Here is a 16421-nt window from a genome sequence, read left to right on the forward strand (position 1 = left end):
GAACAAGGATGTGTTCGAAATGCCCCCCAAGGCGCTCACACCTCAGCACAAGCAAGCGATGGCCGCAGGCCGCAAAGAGGGGCAGGCCGTGAAGGCCTACCTCGACGCACTCGAGCAGCACCGACCCCGCCGCGGCCGGCGCCGGACGACCGATTCCATCCAGAAGCGCCTCGTCGCGATCGACGCCGAGTTCAACGGCGCGTCGTCGCTCCATCGGCTCCAGCTCACCCAGGAGCGGCGTGACCTCAAGGCCGAGCTCGCGGCGATGGAAGCGGGAACAACGGCCGACGTCACGGCGCTCGAAGCCGGCTTCGTGCAGGTGGCGAACGGCTACGCGCAGCGCAAGGGGATCGCCTACGCGACCTGGCGTGATTTCGGCGTCTCCGCCGACGTGCTCAAGAAGGCCGGCATCACGCGGTAGAGATCGCCTGCATGAAGGTGGCGTTGACGCCCTTGGCGTCGGCGGCGTCGAGCTCGATCCGTCGGTCCGCGGTCATGAGCTCGATGCGGGCGTAGTCGGCGCTTCCATACGGATACGAGACCGCCACGCGCAGCTGGTCGCGGCTCCAGCCCTTGATGTCGTTCTTGAGCTCGGCGACGCCCCGTGCCGACTTGTACGCGCACACGAACAGCTGCGTTGGCGTGACGACGAGCACGACCGTCGCGGGGAACCCTCCGGCACGGTCCTGCATGGCTTGCTTCTCTTGCTTCGTGAACTTCACGAGCTCTCGATCGGAGTCGCCGACGCCCGCCAAGTAGTCGGGCCAGTGCAGCTGACCGACGGCGACCGTGTCGGGATACATGGTGCGTGCCTGCTCGGACAGCTGCTCGTGAATCTCGTTCTGCATGCCCACGTGCTGTCCGTCGTCAGGCGGCAGCAGAGCGGGCAACCGCGGCGTCGAGCAGCGACTGCAGCAGCACGACGCCGTCGGCCGAGCCGAGCACGAGGTCGCTCGCGCGCTCGGGGTGCGGCATGAGTCCGACCACGTTCCCGTGCTCGTTGGAGATCCCCGCGATGTCGTCGAGGGCGCCGTTCGGGTTGTGCACGTAGCGCAGCACGATGCGGTCATCGGCGCGCAGCCGCTCCAACGTCGCCTCATCGCAGATGTAGTTGCCCTCGAAGTGGTTGATGGGCAGGAGCAGGACCGTTCCCGGCGTCACGCCGGCCGTGAGCACGGATCGACGCGTCTCGACGCGGCACTCGACCGTCTCACACAGGAACTTCAGGCCCGCGTTCCTCTGGAGCGCACCCGGCAGCAGTCCGGCTTCGGTGAGCACCTGGAAGCCGTTGCACACTCCCACGACCGGTCCGCGTGCTGCCGCGTGCTCCGCGACCGCGGCCATCACGGGAGAGAACCTCGCGAGCGCGCCCGTGCGGAGGTAGTCGCCGTGCGCGAACCCGCCCGGCACGACCACGGCGTCGGCGCCGCCGAGGCTCGTCTCGGTGTGGAACACGAGCTGGGGCGCGCCGCCCAGCTGCTCAATGGCATGAGCGACGTCGAGCTCGCAGTTCGTGCCGGGGAAGACCACGATGGCAACGCGAGCGCTCATGTGGCCGCGAGCTCCGTGATCTCCATCGCGTACGCCTCGATCACGGGGTTGGCGAGCAGCCGATCGCACATCTCCGCGACCTGATCGCGCGCACTGGCTGCGTCGGGCGCGTCGACCACGAGCCGGATCGACTTGCCGATCCGAACCTCCGAGACGTTCGTGTACCCGAGCGCCGGGAGGGCGCGCTCGACGGTCGCTCCTTGTGGGTCGGCGATGCCCGGGAGGTGCGTCACCTCGACGTGCGCTTCGAACCTCATCCGGCCGCACCGTGCCATTCGGCGAAGCTCGTGCCAGTGAGCATCTCGTACGCCTCGACGTAGCGAGCGCGGGTGCCTTGGATCACGGCAGGCGGAAGCGCAGGCGCAGGCGCCTGCTTGTCCCAACCGATCTCCAGGTAGTGATCGCGCACGTACTGCTTGTCGAACGATGGCGGTGACGTACCCACTGCGTAGTCCTCGGCGGACCAGTAGCGCGAGGAGTCGGACGTCATCATCTCGTCGATGACCAGGAGCGCGCCGTCGATCGTGCCGAACTCGAGCTTGGTGTCGGCCAGGATCAGACCCTGATCCGCGGCGTGGTCGACGCCGAACCCGTAGATCGCCAGCGTCGTCTCCCGCACCTGCTGGAACACGTCGTCGCCCACCAGCGCGGCGGCCTGCGCGTCGGTGAGCGCCTCGTCGTGGCCGGCCTCGGCCTTGGTCGTCGCCGTGAAGATCGGTGCGTCGAGTTGTTCGGCCTGGCGCAACCCCGAACGAAGCGCCGCTCCGTGCACGGTGCCGTTCGCGTCGTACTCGGACCAGGCCGATCCGAAGAGGTACCCGCGCGCGATGCACTCGAGCCGGATGGGGCGCGCGGCCCGCACGAGCATGGCCCGACCCCCGACCTCGGGACCCGCAGTCTCAGGAAAGTCGGTGGGGTCCGACGAGACCACATGATTCGGCCATTGATCCCCGGTGCGCTCGAACCAGAACGTCGACAGCCCGGTCAGCGCGCGCCCTTTGTCGGGGACCTCGTCACCGAGCACCACGTCGAACACCGAGATCCGGTCCGACGCGACCATGAGCATTCGGTCGTGATCGACCTCGTAGAGGTCACGCACCTTGCCGGTGTACCGATGAGGGAGCGCGAGACGGGTCACGTCGGGGTACCCCCGTCGCCCAGCGCGTCGACCGACCGCCCGGCGTTCGCCAGCGCGTGGTCGAGGTCGAAGCATGCGGCCAGCCGATCGCCATCGAGCACCGAACTCACCTGCTTGTCTTCGCGCAGCACGTCGACGAACGGGCGGCGCTCCTCCCAGGTGCGCATGGCATTGCGCTGGACGATTCGGTACGCGTCGTCACGCGTCACGCCGGCTTCGACGAGCGCCAGGAGCACCGGCTGGCTGAACACGAGGCCGTGCGACACGTCGAGGTTCTCGAGCATGCGCTCGGGGTGCACGACCATTCCCTCCACGATCGCACGGAACTTCACGGCGACGTAATAGGCGAGCTGGAGCGAGTCGGGGAGCACGATCCGCTCCACCGACGAATGCGAGATGTCGCGCTCGTGCCACAGGGCGATGTCCTCGAGTCCCGGTATCACGTTGGCGCGCAGCACACGGGCAAGCCCGCACATCTGCTCGCACTTCACCGGGTTGCGCTTGTGCGGCATCGCGCTCGAGCCCTTCTGCTTCCCGGCTCGGAACGGCTCCTCCACCTCGCCGACCTCGGTGCGCTGGAGATGACGGATCTCGAGCGCGAACGACTCCACTGCGGCCCCGATCGATGCACACGCGTACAGCAGCTCGGAGTGCCGATCCCGCGCGAGCACCTGTGTGGCAGGGACAGGACGCAGCCCGAGGTGCTCACACACATAGGCTTCCACCTCGGGGGCCACGTTGGAGTAGGTGCCGACCGCGCCCGAGAGCTTGCCGACCGCGACCGCCTCGCGGGCTCGCGTGAGACGGGCGCGGTCACGACGCACCTGGAGCGCCCAGAGCGCGACCTTTGCCCCGAACGTGGTGGGTTCGGCGTGGATGCCGTGGGTCCGGCCGACCATCGGCGTGGCGCGATGCTCACCCGCTCGCTTCGCGATGGCTCCTTCGAGCCCTTCGAGGGCCTCGAGGAGCACATCGCACGCGCGCACGAGGGTGACGGAGAGCGCGGTGTCGACGACGTCGCTCGACGTGAGCCCGTGGTGCAACCACGTGCCGTCGGGGGCGCCGACCCGCTCCTGGACCACGTCGACGAAGGCAGCCACGTCGTGCTCGGTGACCTGCTCCCTGGCCTCGATCGCCGCGACATCGAATCCGGCCCGCTCACGGATGGCCGCCGCAGCTTCCGGCGGCACGACCCCGAGCTTCGCCTGAGCCTCGGCCGCGAGCACCTCGACCTCGAGCCAGGTGGCGTACCGGGCCTCGTCGGCGAACAGGTCCGCCATGGGAGATAAGGCGTAGCGGGCGATCAAGGGCTGATCCCTCCCTGCCGACACTGTAGGGGCGACCGGTCGGCCCCGGGCGAGCTGTCGCGGGGCACGGCGACGATGCAAGACCGACGGGAGGCTACGGAGTGCAAGCGGAGGAGCGGGAAGCGACAGTCGGCCACGGTGCCGTGGTGGGCGCGTGCACGAACCACTTTGCTGCGCGCGCCGTCGGCAAGTGCGACGACTGCGGTGAGCTCTGGTGCTCGCATTGTCTCGTTCCGACCACCCGCAAGCGCCAGCCCACCCGCTGCATCACGTGCGCCCTGGTAGCCGCCGGCGTACGCGCCCCCGGTGGACGGCGCAACAACGTCACGAGCATGAGTCGGGCTCAGAAGCGCCCAACCAACCTCTTCTAGGTCGCGCTCGCTTGGCGCCGGGAACCACCATTCCGGTCGACTCCGCAGGCTCCGTCTCATGGCTGACGAGTGGCGAAGCCACTCGTCGTCCGGCGCCACCCTTCGGGACGCTCGCCAGCGACTGGGAGCACCTCCGGTGCCGCCGTGTCTCATGTTGGAACCGCCGCGGCTGCGGCGATGTCGTGTCGGAAGTGCACTCCCGGCCAACTGATCTGCGCCGCGGCTCGATAGGCGCGATCGCGAGCCTCACTGAGGCTCTCGGCGGACGCGGTGACGTCGAGCACGCGGCCGCCATTCGTGACGAGGCGACCATCCGAAGCACGCGCGGTGCCCGCATGGAAGAGCACGACGCCGGGCAACCCGGACGCTTCGTCGAGTCCGTCGATCACATCCCCGGTGCGCGGGGACGCAGGGTAGCCCTCGGAGGCGAGGACCAACGTCACCCACGATTCCGAGACGCATCGCACCTCGGGCAAGGCCTCGCCGCGTGCCGCGGCCAGGCAGAGCTCGCCCAGGTCGGTCTCCAGGCGCGGAACCACCACCTGGCATTCGGGGTCACCGAAACGCACGTTGTATTCAACGAGCTTTGGCCCGTCGACGGTGAGCATGAGGCCGGCGTAGAGAATCCCGCGGTACTCGAGCCCACGCGCCCTGAGCTCATGGAGCGTGGGTCGCACCGACCTGGACATGACCTCCTCCACGATGTCATCGCCCGCAATCGGAACCGGTGAGTACGCGCCCATCCCGCCGGTGTTCGGTCCCGCGTCGTCATCGTGCACGCGCTTGAAGTCCTGGGCGGGGGCGAGCGGTACCGCGGCGTCAACGTCACCGTTGCACACCACCAGCAACGAGAGCTCGGGGCCCCGCATCCCTTCCTCGATCACAAGGGTGCGACCAGCGTCGCCGAACGCGTCGCCTGACAAGTAGGCGCGCACTGCATCGCGTGCCTCCGCGATCGATTCGGTGACGATCACGCCCTTGCCTGCGGCCAGGCCGTCGGTCTTGACCACATACAGACCGTCGAGCGACTCGAGGAAGACGAACGCGGCGTCCTGATCAGCCGCTGAGAAGGTGCCGTGACGCGCGGTTGGAACGCCGGCGGCGGCGGCCACCTCCTTCATCCACGCCTTGGAGCCCTCGAGCTTGGCGGCCGCCGCGACCGGCCCAAATGCATGGCGCCCGCGTGCCTGCACCGCGTCGACGACGCCCCGAACGAGGGTGTCCTCGGATCCGGGGAGCACCAGGTCAGCGTCCACGTCGTCCGCGAGCCGCGCGACGGCAGCGGGGTCTTTGGGGTCGACCGGCAGGCAGCGCGCTACGCCTTCGATACCGGGGTTACCCGGCGTGGCGACGACTTCTTCCACGGAATCGCTGCGTGCGAGTGCCCAGCACAGCGCGTGCTCCCGCCCGCCACCGCCGACAACGAGGACGCGCATCAAGCGGCGCGGGGAAGAACGACTGTCTGTTCGCGTCCGGGGCCGACCGACACGAAGCTGATCGGGACGCCGGCGAGCTTCTCGATGAAACGCACGTAGTCGCGCGCGGCCGCGGGGAGGTCTTCGATGCGTTCGGCCTCGGTGATCTCGCTCTGCCAGCCTGGCAGTGTCTCGTACACCGGACGAACCTTGTGCAGCACCGACTGGTGGTACGGCACATGGTCGTAGCGCGTGCCGTCCTCCCCTTCATATGCCACGCACACCTTGAGCTCGGCCAGGGGCGCGAGCACGTCGAGCTTGGTGATCGCGACCTCGCTGCAGCTGTTGAGCCGCACCGCGTGGCGCAGCATCACGCCGTCGAGCCACCCCGGCCGCCGTCGGCGCCCAGTGTTGGTACCGAACTCATTTCCTCGATCCACGAGCAGCTCGCCGATCTCATCGCCTTCGAGCAGCTCCGTGGGGAACGGTCCGGCGCCGACGCGCGTCGTATACGCCTTCGACACGCCGATGACACGGTCGATCGCCCGCGGACCCACACCCGCGCCTGTGCACACCCCACCGGCGACCGGGTTCGACGAGGTCACGAACGGATACGTGCCGTGGTCGAGGTCGAGGTAGGTGGCCTGCGCGCCTTCGAAGAGCACCTGCTGGCCGGCGTCCAGCGCGTCGTGGACCATGTGGACGGTGTCGGCGATCATCGGCTCGAGGCGCGGCACCATCGCCAGGTACTCCTTGGCAATCTCGTCGCCGTCCAGCGGGAGCCGGTTGTACACCTTGGCCAGCACACCGTTCTTCTCACGGAGTGCGAGGTCGAGCTTCTCGCGGAAGATCTTGGGGTCGAGCAGGTCTTGCACGCGCAAGCCCACGCGCAGCGCTTTGTCGGCGTACGCGGGGCCGATGCCGCGCTTCGTGGTGCCGAGCTTGTTCTTCCCGAGGTAGCGCTCGGTCACTCGGTCCAGCTCTTGGTGGTACGGCATGATCAAGTGCGCGTTGCCCGACACGACCAAGCGACTCGTGTCCACGCCCTTGCCTTCGAGCATGTCGAGCTCGGCGATGAGCACGCCCGGGTCCACCACGACGCCGTTGCCGATGATCGGCGTGACGTACGGGTACAGCACACCGCTCGGCACGAGCTGGAGAGCGAAGACCTGGCCCTCGACCACGATCGTGTGGCCGGCGTTGTGCCCGCCCTGATAGCGGACGACGAGGGTCGATTCCTTGGCGAGGTAGTCGGTGAAGCGACCTTTGCCCTCGTCGCCCCATTGGGTTCCGACGATCACCGTGCCAGGCAAGAGGGCCTCCGGCTCACGGTGGTGGCGGCACACGCGACTGCAGTCACGTTGGGGACAGGGTAGTCGGAGGTCGGTGGACGAACGTCATTCGTTTCTGGCGCTCGCTCGGGCGCGACGGATCATCACCGTGAGGTAGACGGCCCGAACCGCGAGTGACTCACGCAGCTCCTCGCGCAGATCCTGAAGGAACTCCTTCTGGTACGTCTCGTCGGAGAGCAGCGACACCGTGAACTGGAGGGCGGTGAACCCGGCAAGGAAGCCGGCCGCCTCGAGCAGCTCGGACGTCAGCGACAGGTCGGCACCGAACAAGCTGAACGAGAGGAGCACATCGGGTGGCTCACCGATCCACACACGTGCGAGCTCGGTCGGAACGGTCAGCACGCCGAGCACGACGAGGAAACCGAACATCGCCGCGCCGACGATCAGCACGAGGATGGCTTCGCTCGCCATCACGACCAGACCGACGTTGAGCCATTCCTTCCTCGTCAAGCGCGGCGGTGACGCCGGACGCGCAGGGAGGCTCCGACGCAACGGCGCCGCGGGCGTCTTGCCGGCACGCGCCCGGATCGCCTGCCACGACTCGCCGTCGGAGAGCTCGCCCACCTGGCGCGGCACGCGGATCGCGGCGAACCCGGTGGCAAGGACGAGGAAGAACGCGACCGCCACACCGATCAGCTCGGTCGGGAGCTCGTGGGCGATCTGGAACGGTTCGACCGTGTAGAAGACCACGATCACCACGAGGAGCAGCAAAGGAAGTGCGCGCATCAGCACTGCCGACACCGAGAGGATCTGGCGAGCGCCGTTCACAAGCGCCCAGCGCGACATCGGGATCAGTCCGTAGCTGGTCGTGACGTAGATCAGGAGCAGCAGCGCCAGGTTCGCTCCGCCGGTGACGAGCCCTGAGCGCCATTGACCGTCGGTCGCGATCGGTACCAGCGCTGGCAGCACCACGAACAACGCGACCTCGACGGGGCCGACGTCTTCCGGGCGAGCGAAGAGCGGACGATTACGGAGGCGGTTCGAGACCGCCCACACCGCGATCACCGCCATGAAGGCGGCAACGCTCACCAGCACACTGACCCACACCTCGAAGTCGGCGCTCGGTGCGTTGACCACGACCTCGACCAGTGCGACGAGGGTCAGCAGTGGCGCCGCGCGGGTCCAGACGTCACGTGACGCGCTGTACCGGAAGATGAAGTGCGGGAGCCCTCGCCCGACGAACCACTGCTCGGTCGCTTCGATCGCGTCGCCCGAAGGACCCGCCACGGTCGAAGGCTACGCTCGGTGGCGTGTCGCGAGGTGGAGTCATCCTCGCGGTCGCGTTCACGCTGGCGCTCTCACCTGCGGCCGCGGCCGGGCAAGTGAACTCACAACCCGACGTGATGATCGTCGGCCGCGCCGGCGCGGTCCTCACCGGCGACGATCTCTACGGCAGCACGAATGTCGGGCAGCAGCGAAGCATGATCGTCGATGATCGGCTTGCCTTTTCGGTGCGCATCCAGAATGACGGCGCGGAATCTGACTCGTTCCTTGTGACCGTGCGCACCTCTGACGCCGGCTTCGAGGTCCGCTCTTTCCTCGGAAAGCGCGACGTGACCGCAGGTGCGCAGAATGGAACGCTCGAGCTTCGCCACGTACCGCCGGAAGCGGCCCGTCGTTTGCGGGTCGAGGTGACCGCGTCGACCGCCGCGTTTGGCGCGACACTCGAACTCGTCATCACTGCTGCGGCCCCGCAGCCCGGTGAGACCCGGCCTGCCGACTCGGTCTACGTCGAGATCACGAACATCTCGACGCCGGAGTGATCAGGCGTTGACGGCCTGCTTGCGGCTGAAGGTGAGCTGGCCGTCGCTGGATGCGTCGACCACCACCACGTCGCCGTCGGAGTAGTCGCCCTTCAGCAAGCCGAGCGCCACGGTGTCGGCGATCTCTTTCTGGAGAACGCGCTTGAGCGGTCGCGCCCCGTAGTCGGGGTCGTATCCAACTGTTGCGATGTGCTCGAGCGCGGCGTCGGTGAGCTCGATGCCGAGGTTGCGCTCGGCCAACCGCGCTCGGAGGTGCTCCACCTGGAACTCCACGATCTCGCGGATGTGCGCCTCGGTGAGGGGATGGAACGTCACGATCTCGTCGATGCGGTTGAGGAACTCGGGCTTGAAGTGGCTGCGCACCACGTTCATGATCGTCCGCTCGTCGGCACCGCCGCCGAGGTTGGACGTCATGATCAGCACCGAGTTCGAGAAGTCGACCGTGCGACCTTGTCCGTCGGTGAGACGACCATCGTCGAGCACCTGCAAGAGCACATTGAACACGTCCGGATGCGCCTTCTCGATCTCATCGAGCAGCACGACTGAGTACGGGCGGCGACGCACGGCCTCCGTGAGCTGGCCGCCTTCGTCGTAGCCCACGTATCCGGGAGGCGCGCCCACGAGGCGCGACACGTTGTGCTTCTCCTGGTACTCCGACATGTCGATGCGGACCATCGCCCGCTCGTCGTCGAAGAGGAAGTCGGCCAGGCTGCGCGCGAGCTCGGTCTTGCCGACGCCGGTGGGACCGAGGAACAGGAACGACCCGATCGGTCGGTTGGGGTCCGACAGACCGGCTCGCGATCGACGGATCGCGTTGGCGACCACGTTCACCGCCTCGTCCTGACCCACGACCCGTGAATGGAGCACGTCCTCCATCCGCACGAGCTTGGCGACCTCGCCCTCCAGCAGGCGCGTCACCGGGACGCCCGTCCACTTCGAGACGATCTCGGCGACGTCTTCCTCGTCGACCTCTTCCTTCAGCATCTTCTTGTCGCGCTGGAGCTCGTCGAGGCGCGCGGTCTTCTCCTCGATCTCCTGCTCGAGGTCGCGCATCGTGCCGTAGCGGAGCTGCGCGGCCTTCTCCAGGTCGCCTTCACGTTCGGCCCGCTCGGCTTCGTTGCGCGCTTGCTCGAGCTGCTCCTTCAGGGCGCGAATCTCGGTGATCGCGTCCTTCTCGTTCTGCCAGTGCGCCACCATGGCGTCGCGCTCCTCGGCGAGCTCGGCCACCTCGGCCTCGATCGCCGCGAGGCGCTGCTTCGACCCGGCGTCCGTCTCCTTAGAGAGCGCCGCCTTCTCGATCTCGAGCTGGCGGATGCGCCGCTCGACCACGTCGATCTCGATCGGCATCGAGTCGATCTCGATGCGCAGGCGCGACGCGGCCTCGTCGATCAGGTCGATCGCCTTGTCGGGCAGCTGACGTCCGGTGATGTAGCGGTCGGAGAGCACCGCGGCCGCCACAAGCGCGGCGTCCTGGATACGCACCCCGTGATGCACCTCGTAGCGCTCCTTGAGCCCGCGCAGGATCGCGATCGTGTCCTCGGTAGACGGCTCACCCACGAACACCTGCTGGAAGCGCCGTTCCAGCGCGGGGTCCTTCTCGATGTACTTGCGGAACTCGTCGAGCGTGGTCGCACCCACCATGCGCAGCTCGCCGCGCGCCAGCATCGGCTTGATCATGTTCCCGGCATCGACTGCGCCTTCGGCGCCGCCGGCGCCGACGATCGTGTGGAGCTCGTCGACGAACGAGATGACCTCGCCGTTGGCGTCGGTGATCTCCTTGAGCACGGCCTTGAGCCGGTCCTCGAACTCACCGCGGTACTTGGAGCCAGCGACCATCGCGCCGATGTCGAGCGCGATGAGTCGCTTGTTGCGCAGCGACTCCGGCACGTCGCCCTCGACGATGCGGCGCGCGAGCCCCTCGACGATCGCGGTCTTGCCGACGCCGGGCTCGCCGATGAGCACCGGGTTGTTCTTGGTGCGGCGCGACAACACTTGGATCACACGCCGGATCTCGTCGTCGCGCCCGATGACCGGGTCGAGCTTGCCCTTGCGCGCTTCCTCCGTGAGGTCGCGCCCGAAGCGCTCCAGCGCCTGGTACTGGTCCTCGGGGTTCTCGCTGGTAACGCGGTGACTGCCACGAACGTCCTTGAGCGCGCCGAGCACGGCGTCGCGGGTGACACCCAAGCTGCGGAGCAGATCGCCGACGCCGCCGACGACCTCGGTCATCGCGAGGAGGACGTGTTCGGTGGAGAGGTAGTCGTCACCGAGCTCGGTGCGCTGCGCATCGGCGGTCTCGAGCACCTGGAACGTCTCGGGGGAGAGCTGCGCTTGCGCGGTCTGGCCGTAGACCTGGGCCACTTTCGAGAGCGCTTCGTCGACCCGATCGCGAACCGCTGACGGCGTCACCCCGAGGCGTTCGAGCACGGGTAGCACGACCGACTCGGGCTGGCCCACCAGGGCGGCGAGCAGATGCTCGGCGCTGACCTGGGCGTGGTTGCGCTCACGCGCGAGCGACTGCGCGGTCTGGAGGGCCTCGCCCGTCTTGCGGGTCAGCTTGTTCGGGTCAAGTGCCATGCGAGCCTCATCTCGGACGTACGGTCTAAGTTGATAACACCACCATCAACTTTGCCATTCCGTCTCCGGGGGGATTCCCGGTCGAAATGCCCATGCTGTGCCATCCTCGAACCATTGTGAACTGGGAAGCCACCCCGACCACGCCGCGGCCGGCCGGACCTGGCTGGCACCCGGACCCGCTCGACCCCACCCGCCTGCGCTGGTGGGACGGCGCCGCCTGGACGGCCCGCATCGCCCGGCTCGAACCGGGCTCCGAGGCCATCTCCTGGCACGCGGGGATCGGCGACCTCGCGGCGCCCGACCCGCGCGGCGAGGCCCCGGCGCTCTCGAGCGAGCCCGCGGCGATCGGTCCGATCTCGACGGCCCCCCGAGTGCTCGCGCCGGTCCCTCGCCTCGAGGCGCCGGGCGAGCCCGACGAAGACAGCGCGTCGGCGACCTCCAAGCCTCGGAACTTGTCGCGGCGTACGTGGGCGGCGCTCGCGGCGGCCGTGATCCTGCTCGCGGCGGGAGCCGGCATGGGCACCGCCACCCTCGGCGAGGAGCAGCGGCCCCGGCTCGCGTCGACCATCCGCTTCGCCGATACCGACGCGGAGCTGCGCTTTCGGTATCCACACGAGTGGCGGGTGGACAAGGAGACACCGGGCGTCGGCGTTCGGTTCGTCGTGTCGAACGCGAACGCCAGCGCGCTCGAGACCAACACGGTGCAGGTCAAGACCGACCCCGCGCCCGTGCCGTTGCCGGCACTGCACGTGCTGGCGAACCAGACCACCGAGCAGGTGGTCGCCGAGCTCGCCGACTTCCGGATGGTCTCCGCCGAGCAGACGCGCCTCGCCAGCGGCCCGGCGTTCCGCCTCGAGCTGGTCGACACGACGACCGAACCCGTGAAGCGCATCATCGAGTACGTGGGAACGACGGACAGCGGTCGGCCTCTGTACGTGATCGTGACCGTCCGCGAGCCGCGCACCGCTCCCACCGAGGCAGAGCTCCGCCGGTTCCTCGAGTCGATCACTTCTAGCTAGCGGCGCCACGTGCCGCGGCGCGCCTCTGCGCCAGTGCCTGCTCGAGCTCGCGGATCCTCGTGAGCATCCGCGCCAGCTCGTCCTCGAGTTCCAGGATCTTGCGCACGCCCACCAAGCTGACTCCTTCGTTCGTCAGCTCCTGGATCCGACGGAGCAGCTCAATGTCGCGATCCGAGTAGCGCCGGCTCCCTCCTTGCGTGCGGGCCGGTTCGATCAATCCCTTGCGCTCGTAGATGCGCAGCGTCTGCGCGTGCACGCCGGCCAGCTCCGCGGCGACGGAGATGATGTAGAGCGAGCGTTCGTGCGGGGTGGGTTCGCGGTGGCTCGTCATCGTCACACTCCAAGGTGCGCGCGCGGGTCGTCGTCCAGCGTCTCGGCCAGTGCTTCGACCGCGGCGCGTTGGTCAGCGTTGGGCTTCTTGGGCACGACGACCTCGAAGGTCACGAGAAGGTCGCCGTCGTTGCCCTTGGCCGGGCTGATGCCGCGCCCGCGCACGCGCACGGTCTTTCCGCTCTCGGTGCCGGCGGGCACCTTGACCGTGACCGGCGCATCGAGCGTGGGCACCTTCACCTGCGCGCCGAGCGCCGCCTCGGGGAAGGTGACTGGCACCGTGACCGTGAGGTCCTTGGCTCCCGATCGACCGAAGATCGGGTGGCTGCCGACGTGCACCACGACGAACAGGTCACCCGGCGGCCCGCCGTTGCGTCCGGCCCCGCCACGACCCTTCACGCGGATCCGCTGGCCATCGCGCACGCCGGCCGGGATCCTGACCTTCACGTTGCGGCGCCGTCGTTCGACGCCGGTCCCGCGGCATTTCGAGCACGCGTGGGTCACGATCTGTCCGCGGCCGCCACACGTCGGGCAGACCTGGGAGAACGAGAACGGACCCTGGTCGACGGCCACGGATCCGCTGCCGCCGCAGGTTGCGCAGCGCTCGGGCATCGTTCCCGGCTCGGCGCCATTGCCACCGCACTTCGAGCACGCCGCGTCAGACGTGAGCGCCACCGAAGTGGTGACGCCGTGTACGGCGTCGAGGAAGTCGAGGCGCAGCTCGGTCTCGAGATCGTGGCCGCGCTGAGGCGCAGTCGGTGGACGCCCAGGCTGGCGCCCCGCACCGCCTCCGAACAAGCCACCGAACAGGTCGCCGAGTCCACCCCCCTCACCGAAGTCGAAGGTCGCGCCCTCGAAGCCGCGGCCGCCGAATCCGCCGGCCCCTGGGCCGCGCCCGGTCGCGACCATCTGGCGGACCTCGTCGTACTCCTTGCGGCGGTCGGGATCGCCGAGCACCTCGTGCGCCGCGGAGATCTCCTTGAAGCGCTCCTCCGCGGCCGCGTCGCCCGAGTTCGCGTCGGGGTGATACTGCTTGGCGAGGTTGCGGTAGGCCTTCTGGACATCCTTGTCGGTCGCGCTCGCACTCAGCCCCAGGACCTCGTAGTAGTCCTTCTCGAACCATTCGCGTTGCGGCGCCATGTCAGCTCTTCCGCTCTCGGCCCTGCGGGCCGGGCCGCTCGGGCCACGGTGAGCTGCGTCGCACGGTACGTGCGCCGCGGTCGCTCACCTCAAGCCTCCGAGCGCGTGACCCTCACCGTCGCCGGTCGGAGCACGCGGCCCTTCAGGCGGTAACCCGGTCGGAGGATGTCGAACACCACGGGGTCGCCTTCGCCGTCTTCCTGCGCCACGGCTTCGTGCTCGTGCGGGTCGAACGGCTTGCCGAGCGCGTCGATGCGCTCCAACCCCGCCTTCTCGAGCACGCCGAGCAAATCGGCGTACACGAGTTCCACGCCCTTGCGGACCTGCTCGTCCGTCTCGGGAAGATTGGCCAGCGCCAGCTCGAAGGTGTCGAGCACGGGGAGGAGCTGCTCGATCAGCGACTCGTTGGCGCGCTCGATCTTCTCGGTCTGCTCACGCAGCATGCGCTTGCGGTAGTTCTCGAAGTCGGCCTGGACGCGCTGGGCGAGCTCGCGGAAGTCGTCCCGCTCCTTCGAGAGCGCGATGAGATCCTCCTCGACCGAAGCTTCTGCCTCCTCGACCGAGCCGGGTTCCTCCGCGTGCTCGTCCATGGCTTCGTCGCCCATTACGCGCTGCGCTCTTCGCCCTCGTCGACGATCTCAGCGTCGGCGACCTCGTCATCGGACGCCGCCGGGTCGGCACCGCCGCCATCCGCACCGTCGGCCGCCTGCTCCTGTTGAGCCGACTGGTAGAGCCGCTGCGCGAACTCTTGGCTCGCCTGGATCAGCGCCTCGTGCTTGGCCCGGATGACATCGATGTCCTCTCCGGTGAGTGCTTCCTTGAGCTCGCCGAGTGCGGCGTCGATCTTCGCCTTGTCGTCGTCGCCAACCTTGTCGGCCTGCTCCTTGAGCAGCTTCTCGGTCTGGTACACGAGCGAGTCGGCGTTGTTGCGGAACTCGACCGCCTCGCGGCGCAGCTTGTCCTCTTCGGCGTGCTCATCGGCTTCCTTCATCATCCGGTCGATCTCGTCGCGGTCGAGCGCAGTGCCGCCGGTGATCGTCATCTGCTGCTCCTTGCCCGTCCCGAGGTCCTTCGCCGAGACGTGCACGATCCCGTTGGCGTCGATGTCGAAGGTGACTTCGACCTGTGGGACACCACGCGGAGCGGGCGGGATGCCGACCAGCTGGAACGTGCCCAGGGTCTTGTTGCGGTACGCCATGTCGCTCTCGCCCTGGAGCACCTTGATCTCGACGCTCGACTGGTTGTCGTCGGCCGTCGTGAACACCTCCGACCGCTTCGTCGGGATCGTGGTGTTGCGCTCGATGAGCTTGGTCATGATCTGACCCTTGGTCTCGATGCCGAGCGACAGCGGCGTGACATCGAGGAGCAGCACGTCCTTGACGTCGCCCTTGAGCACCCCGGCCTGGATCGCCGCGCCGATCGCCACGACCTCGTCGGGGTTCACGCCCTTGTGCGGGTCCTTGCCGGTCATCTCGTGCACGAGCTCGACGACCGCGGGCATGCGCGTGGAACCACCCACGAGGATGACGTGGTCGATCTTGGACGTGTCGATGCCCGCGTCGCGGATTGCCTGATCGAACGGGCCCCTGCAGGCCTCGAGCAGGTCGGCGGTCAGCTCCTGGAGCTTCGATCGCGTGAGCGACTGCTCGAGGTGCAGCGGCCCGTCCTGGGTCGCGGTGATGAACGGGAGGTTGATCGACGTCTCCTGCGTGGACGACAGCTCGATCTTCGCCTTCTCCGCGGCTTCCTTGAGCCGCTGCGCGGCCATCTTGTCGGCCGAGAGGTCGATGCCGTGCGCGTTCTTGAACTCCTGCACCATCCAGTCGACGACGCGCTGGTCCCAGTCGTCACCGCCGAGATGGGTGTTGCCGGCTGTCGCCTTCACCTCGAAGACGCCATCGCCGATGTCGAGCAGCGACACGTCGAACGTGCCGCCACCGAGGTCGAAGACGAGGATCGTCTGGTCGGTGTCCTTGTCGAGCCCGTACGCGAGCGCGGCCGCGGTCGGCTCGTTGATGATGCGCAGCACCTCGAGGCCCGCGATCTGACCGGCTTCTTGCGTGGCCTGTCGCTGGGCGTCGTCGAAGTAGGCGGGCACGGTGACGACGGCCTGGGTGACGGTGTCGCCGAGGTAGGCCTCCGCGTCCCGCTTGAGCTTCTGGAGGATGCGGGCCGAGATCTCCTGGGCCGTGTACTTCTTGGCGTCGATCTCGATCGACCAGCTCGTGCCCATCTCGCGCTTGACCGAGCGGACCGTGCGATCCGGGTTCGTGATCGCCTGGCGCTTCGCGACCTCGCCGACGAGCACCTCGCCGGTCTTCGAGAACGCGACGACCGACGGCGTCGTGCGCTGGCCCTCGGAGTTCGGGATCACGGTCGGCTCCCCCGCGTCGAGGGTGGCGACGACCGAGTTCGTGGTACCGAGGTCGATGCCTACGGCTCTGGGCATGGTGGTTCCTCC

Annotated in this window: 17 protein-coding genes; 4 read left to right on the forward strand and 13 right to left on the reverse strand. The window is 68.2% G+C overall.

The annotated features are described in order from the left end of the window. Positions 1-19 precede the first annotated feature (19 nt). A complete protein-coding gene (locus WEE69_05040) occupies positions 20-421 on the forward strand; it encodes a hypothetical protein (GenBank protein MEX1144654.1) in 402 nt (133 codons plus the stop codon). Here WEE69_05040 and WEE69_05045 read toward each other — a convergent pair. Genes WEE69_05045 through purB form a run of 5 tightly spaced genes read right to left on the reverse strand, consistent with a single transcriptional unit; the run spans position 411 to position 4020 of the window. Beyond that, positions 411-854 carry a hypothetical protein gene (locus tag WEE69_05045; GenBank protein MEX1144655.1) on the reverse strand — a complete coding sequence of 148 codons (444 nt, stop codon included), beginning with the start codon at positions 852-854 and terminating at the stop codon, positions 411-413. The genes WEE69_05040 and WEE69_05045 overlap by 11 nt on opposite strands. 13 nt (positions 855-867) lie before the next feature. Next, complete coding sequence (gene purQ / locus WEE69_05050; GenBank protein MEX1144656.1) at positions 868-1551, reverse strand: phosphoribosylformylglycinamidine synthase subunit PurQ; 684 nt, start codon at positions 1549-1551, stop codon at positions 868-870. Then, complete coding sequence (purS, locus tag WEE69_05055) at positions 1548-1808, reverse strand: phosphoribosylformylglycinamidine synthase subunit PurS (protein ID MEX1144657.1); 261 nt, start codon at positions 1806-1808, stop codon at positions 1548-1550. The genes purQ and purS overlap by 4 nt, the downstream gene beginning before the upstream one ends. Then, a complete protein-coding gene (locus tag WEE69_05060; GenBank protein ID MEX1144658.1) occupies positions 1805-2689 on the reverse strand; it encodes a phosphoribosylaminoimidazolesuccinocarboxamide synthase in 885 nt (294 codons plus the stop codon). Before WEE69_05060 ends, purS begins: the two co-directional genes overlap by 4 nt. After that, a complete protein-coding gene (purB, locus tag WEE69_05065) occupies positions 2686-4020 on the reverse strand; it encodes an adenylosuccinate lyase (GenBank protein MEX1144659.1) in 1335 nt (444 codons plus the stop codon). Before purB ends, WEE69_05060 begins: the two co-directional genes overlap by 4 nt. A gap of 77 nt (positions 4021-4097) precedes the next feature. Here purB and WEE69_05070 point away from each other — a divergent pair, with 77 nt between their 5' ends. Continuing rightward, positions 4098-4367 carry a hypothetical protein gene (locus WEE69_05070; GenBank protein MEX1144660.1) on the forward strand — a complete coding sequence of 90 codons (270 nt, stop codon included), beginning with the start codon at positions 4098-4100 and terminating at the stop codon, positions 4365-4367. Between the two features lie 149 nt (positions 4368-4516). On the opposite strand, the gene purD is transcribed toward WEE69_05070, so the two are convergent. The 3 genes from purD to WEE69_05085 all read right to left on the reverse strand — a co-directional run bounded on the left by purD (position 4517) and on the right by WEE69_05085 (position 8361). Continuing rightward, positions 4517-5803 carry a phosphoribosylamine--glycine ligase gene (purD, locus tag WEE69_05075; protein MEX1144661.1) on the reverse strand — a complete coding sequence of 429 codons (1287 nt, stop codon included), beginning with the start codon at positions 5801-5803 and terminating at the stop codon, positions 4517-4519. Then, positions 5803-7095, reverse strand: a complete 1293-nt coding sequence (locus tag WEE69_05080) for an adenylosuccinate synthase (GenBank protein MEX1144662.1) — start codon at positions 7093-7095, stop codon at positions 5803-5805. Before WEE69_05080 ends, purD begins: the two co-directional genes overlap by 1 nt. 84 nt (positions 7096-7179) lie before the next feature. Then, on the reverse strand, positions 7180-8361 hold the full coding sequence (locus WEE69_05085) for a hypothetical protein (GenBank protein MEX1144663.1): 1182 nt from the start codon (positions 8359-8361) through the stop codon (positions 7180-7182). A 23-nt stretch (positions 8362-8384) separates the two neighbouring features. Between WEE69_05085 and WEE69_05090 the strand changes: the two genes are divergently transcribed. Further along, positions 8385-8897: a hypothetical protein gene (locus WEE69_05090; GenBank protein MEX1144664.1), complete on the forward strand. Its 513-nt coding sequence runs from the start codon at positions 8385-8387 to the stop codon at positions 8895-8897. On the opposite strand, the gene clpB is transcribed toward WEE69_05090, so the two are convergent. Next, positions 8898-11471, reverse strand: a complete 2574-nt coding sequence (clpB, locus tag WEE69_05095) for an ATP-dependent chaperone ClpB (protein MEX1144665.1) — start codon at positions 11469-11471, stop codon at positions 8898-8900. It lies immediately after the preceding gene. A gap of 116 nt (positions 11472-11587) precedes the next feature. On the opposite strand from clpB, the gene WEE69_05100 reads away from it, so the two are divergent. After that, positions 11588-12490, forward strand: coding sequence for a DUF2510 domain-containing protein (locus tag WEE69_05100; GenBank protein ID MEX1144666.1), 903 nt, complete (start codon positions 11588-11590; stop codon positions 12488-12490). Here WEE69_05100 and WEE69_05105 read toward each other — a convergent pair. From WEE69_05105 to dnaK, 4 genes are all read right to left on the reverse strand, one after another. Further along, positions 12483-12821, reverse strand: a complete 339-nt coding sequence (locus WEE69_05105) for a MerR family transcriptional regulator (GenBank protein ID MEX1144667.1) — start codon at positions 12819-12821, stop codon at positions 12483-12485. The genes WEE69_05100 and WEE69_05105 overlap by 8 nt on opposite strands. A 2-nt stretch (positions 12822-12823) precedes the next feature. Beyond that, on the reverse strand, positions 12824-13960 hold the full coding sequence (dnaJ, locus tag WEE69_05110) for a molecular chaperone DnaJ (GenBank protein ID MEX1144668.1): 1137 nt from the start codon (positions 13958-13960) through the stop codon (positions 12824-12826). An 89-nt stretch (positions 13961-14049) separates the two neighbouring features. After that, the gene (locus WEE69_05115; protein ID MEX1144669.1) at positions 14050-14565 is read right to left on the reverse strand and encodes a nucleotide exchange factor GrpE; all 516 of its coding nucleotides are present in this window, start codon (positions 14563-14565) and stop codon (positions 14050-14052) included. Next, the gene (dnaK, locus tag WEE69_05120; GenBank protein MEX1144670.1) at positions 14565-16409 is read right to left on the reverse strand and encodes a molecular chaperone DnaK; all 1845 of its coding nucleotides are present in this window, start codon (positions 16407-16409) and stop codon (positions 14565-14567) included. Before dnaK ends, WEE69_05115 begins: the two co-directional genes overlap by 1 nt. Positions 16410-16421: the final 12 nt, after the last annotated feature.

It is taken from the genome of Acidimicrobiia bacterium (assembly GCA_040881685.1).
In the GTDB taxonomy this organism is placed as follows: domain Bacteria; phylum Actinomycetota; class Acidimicrobiia; order IMCC26256; family PALSA-555; genus SHVJ01.

Coding starts and splice junctions, on each gene's coding strand:
- WEE69_05115 (MEX1144669.1), bottom strand. CDS start 14,565: ATGGGCGACGAAGCCATGGACGAGCACGCGGAGGAACCCGGCTCGGTC.
- clpB (MEX1144665.1), bottom strand. CDS start 11,471: ATGGCACTTGACCCGAACAAGCTGACCCGCAAGACGGGCGAGGCCCTC.
- purD (MEX1144661.1), bottom strand. CDS start 5,803: ATGCGCGTCCTCGTTGTCGGCGGTGGCGGGCGGGAGCACGCGCTGTGC.
- purS (MEX1144657.1), bottom strand. CDS start 1,808: ATGAGGTTCGAAGCGCACGTCGAGGTGACGCACCTCCCGGGCATCGCC.
- WEE69_05040 (MEX1144654.1), top strand. CDS start 20: ATGCCCCCCAAGGCGCTCACACCTCAGCACAAGCAAGCGATGGCCGCA.
- purQ (MEX1144656.1), bottom strand. CDS start 1,551: ATGAGCGCTCGCGTTGCCATCGTGGTCTTCCCCGGCACGAACTGCGAG.
- dnaJ (MEX1144668.1), bottom strand. CDS start 13,960: ATGGCGCCGCAACGCGAATGGTTCGAGAAGGACTACTACGAGGTCCTG.
- dnaK (MEX1144670.1), bottom strand. CDS start 16,409: ATGCCCAGAGCCGTAGGCATCGACCTCGGTACCACGAACTCGGTCGTC.
- WEE69_05105 (MEX1144667.1), bottom strand. CDS start 12,821: ATGACGAGCCACCGCGAACCCACCCCGCACGAACGCTCGCTCTACATC.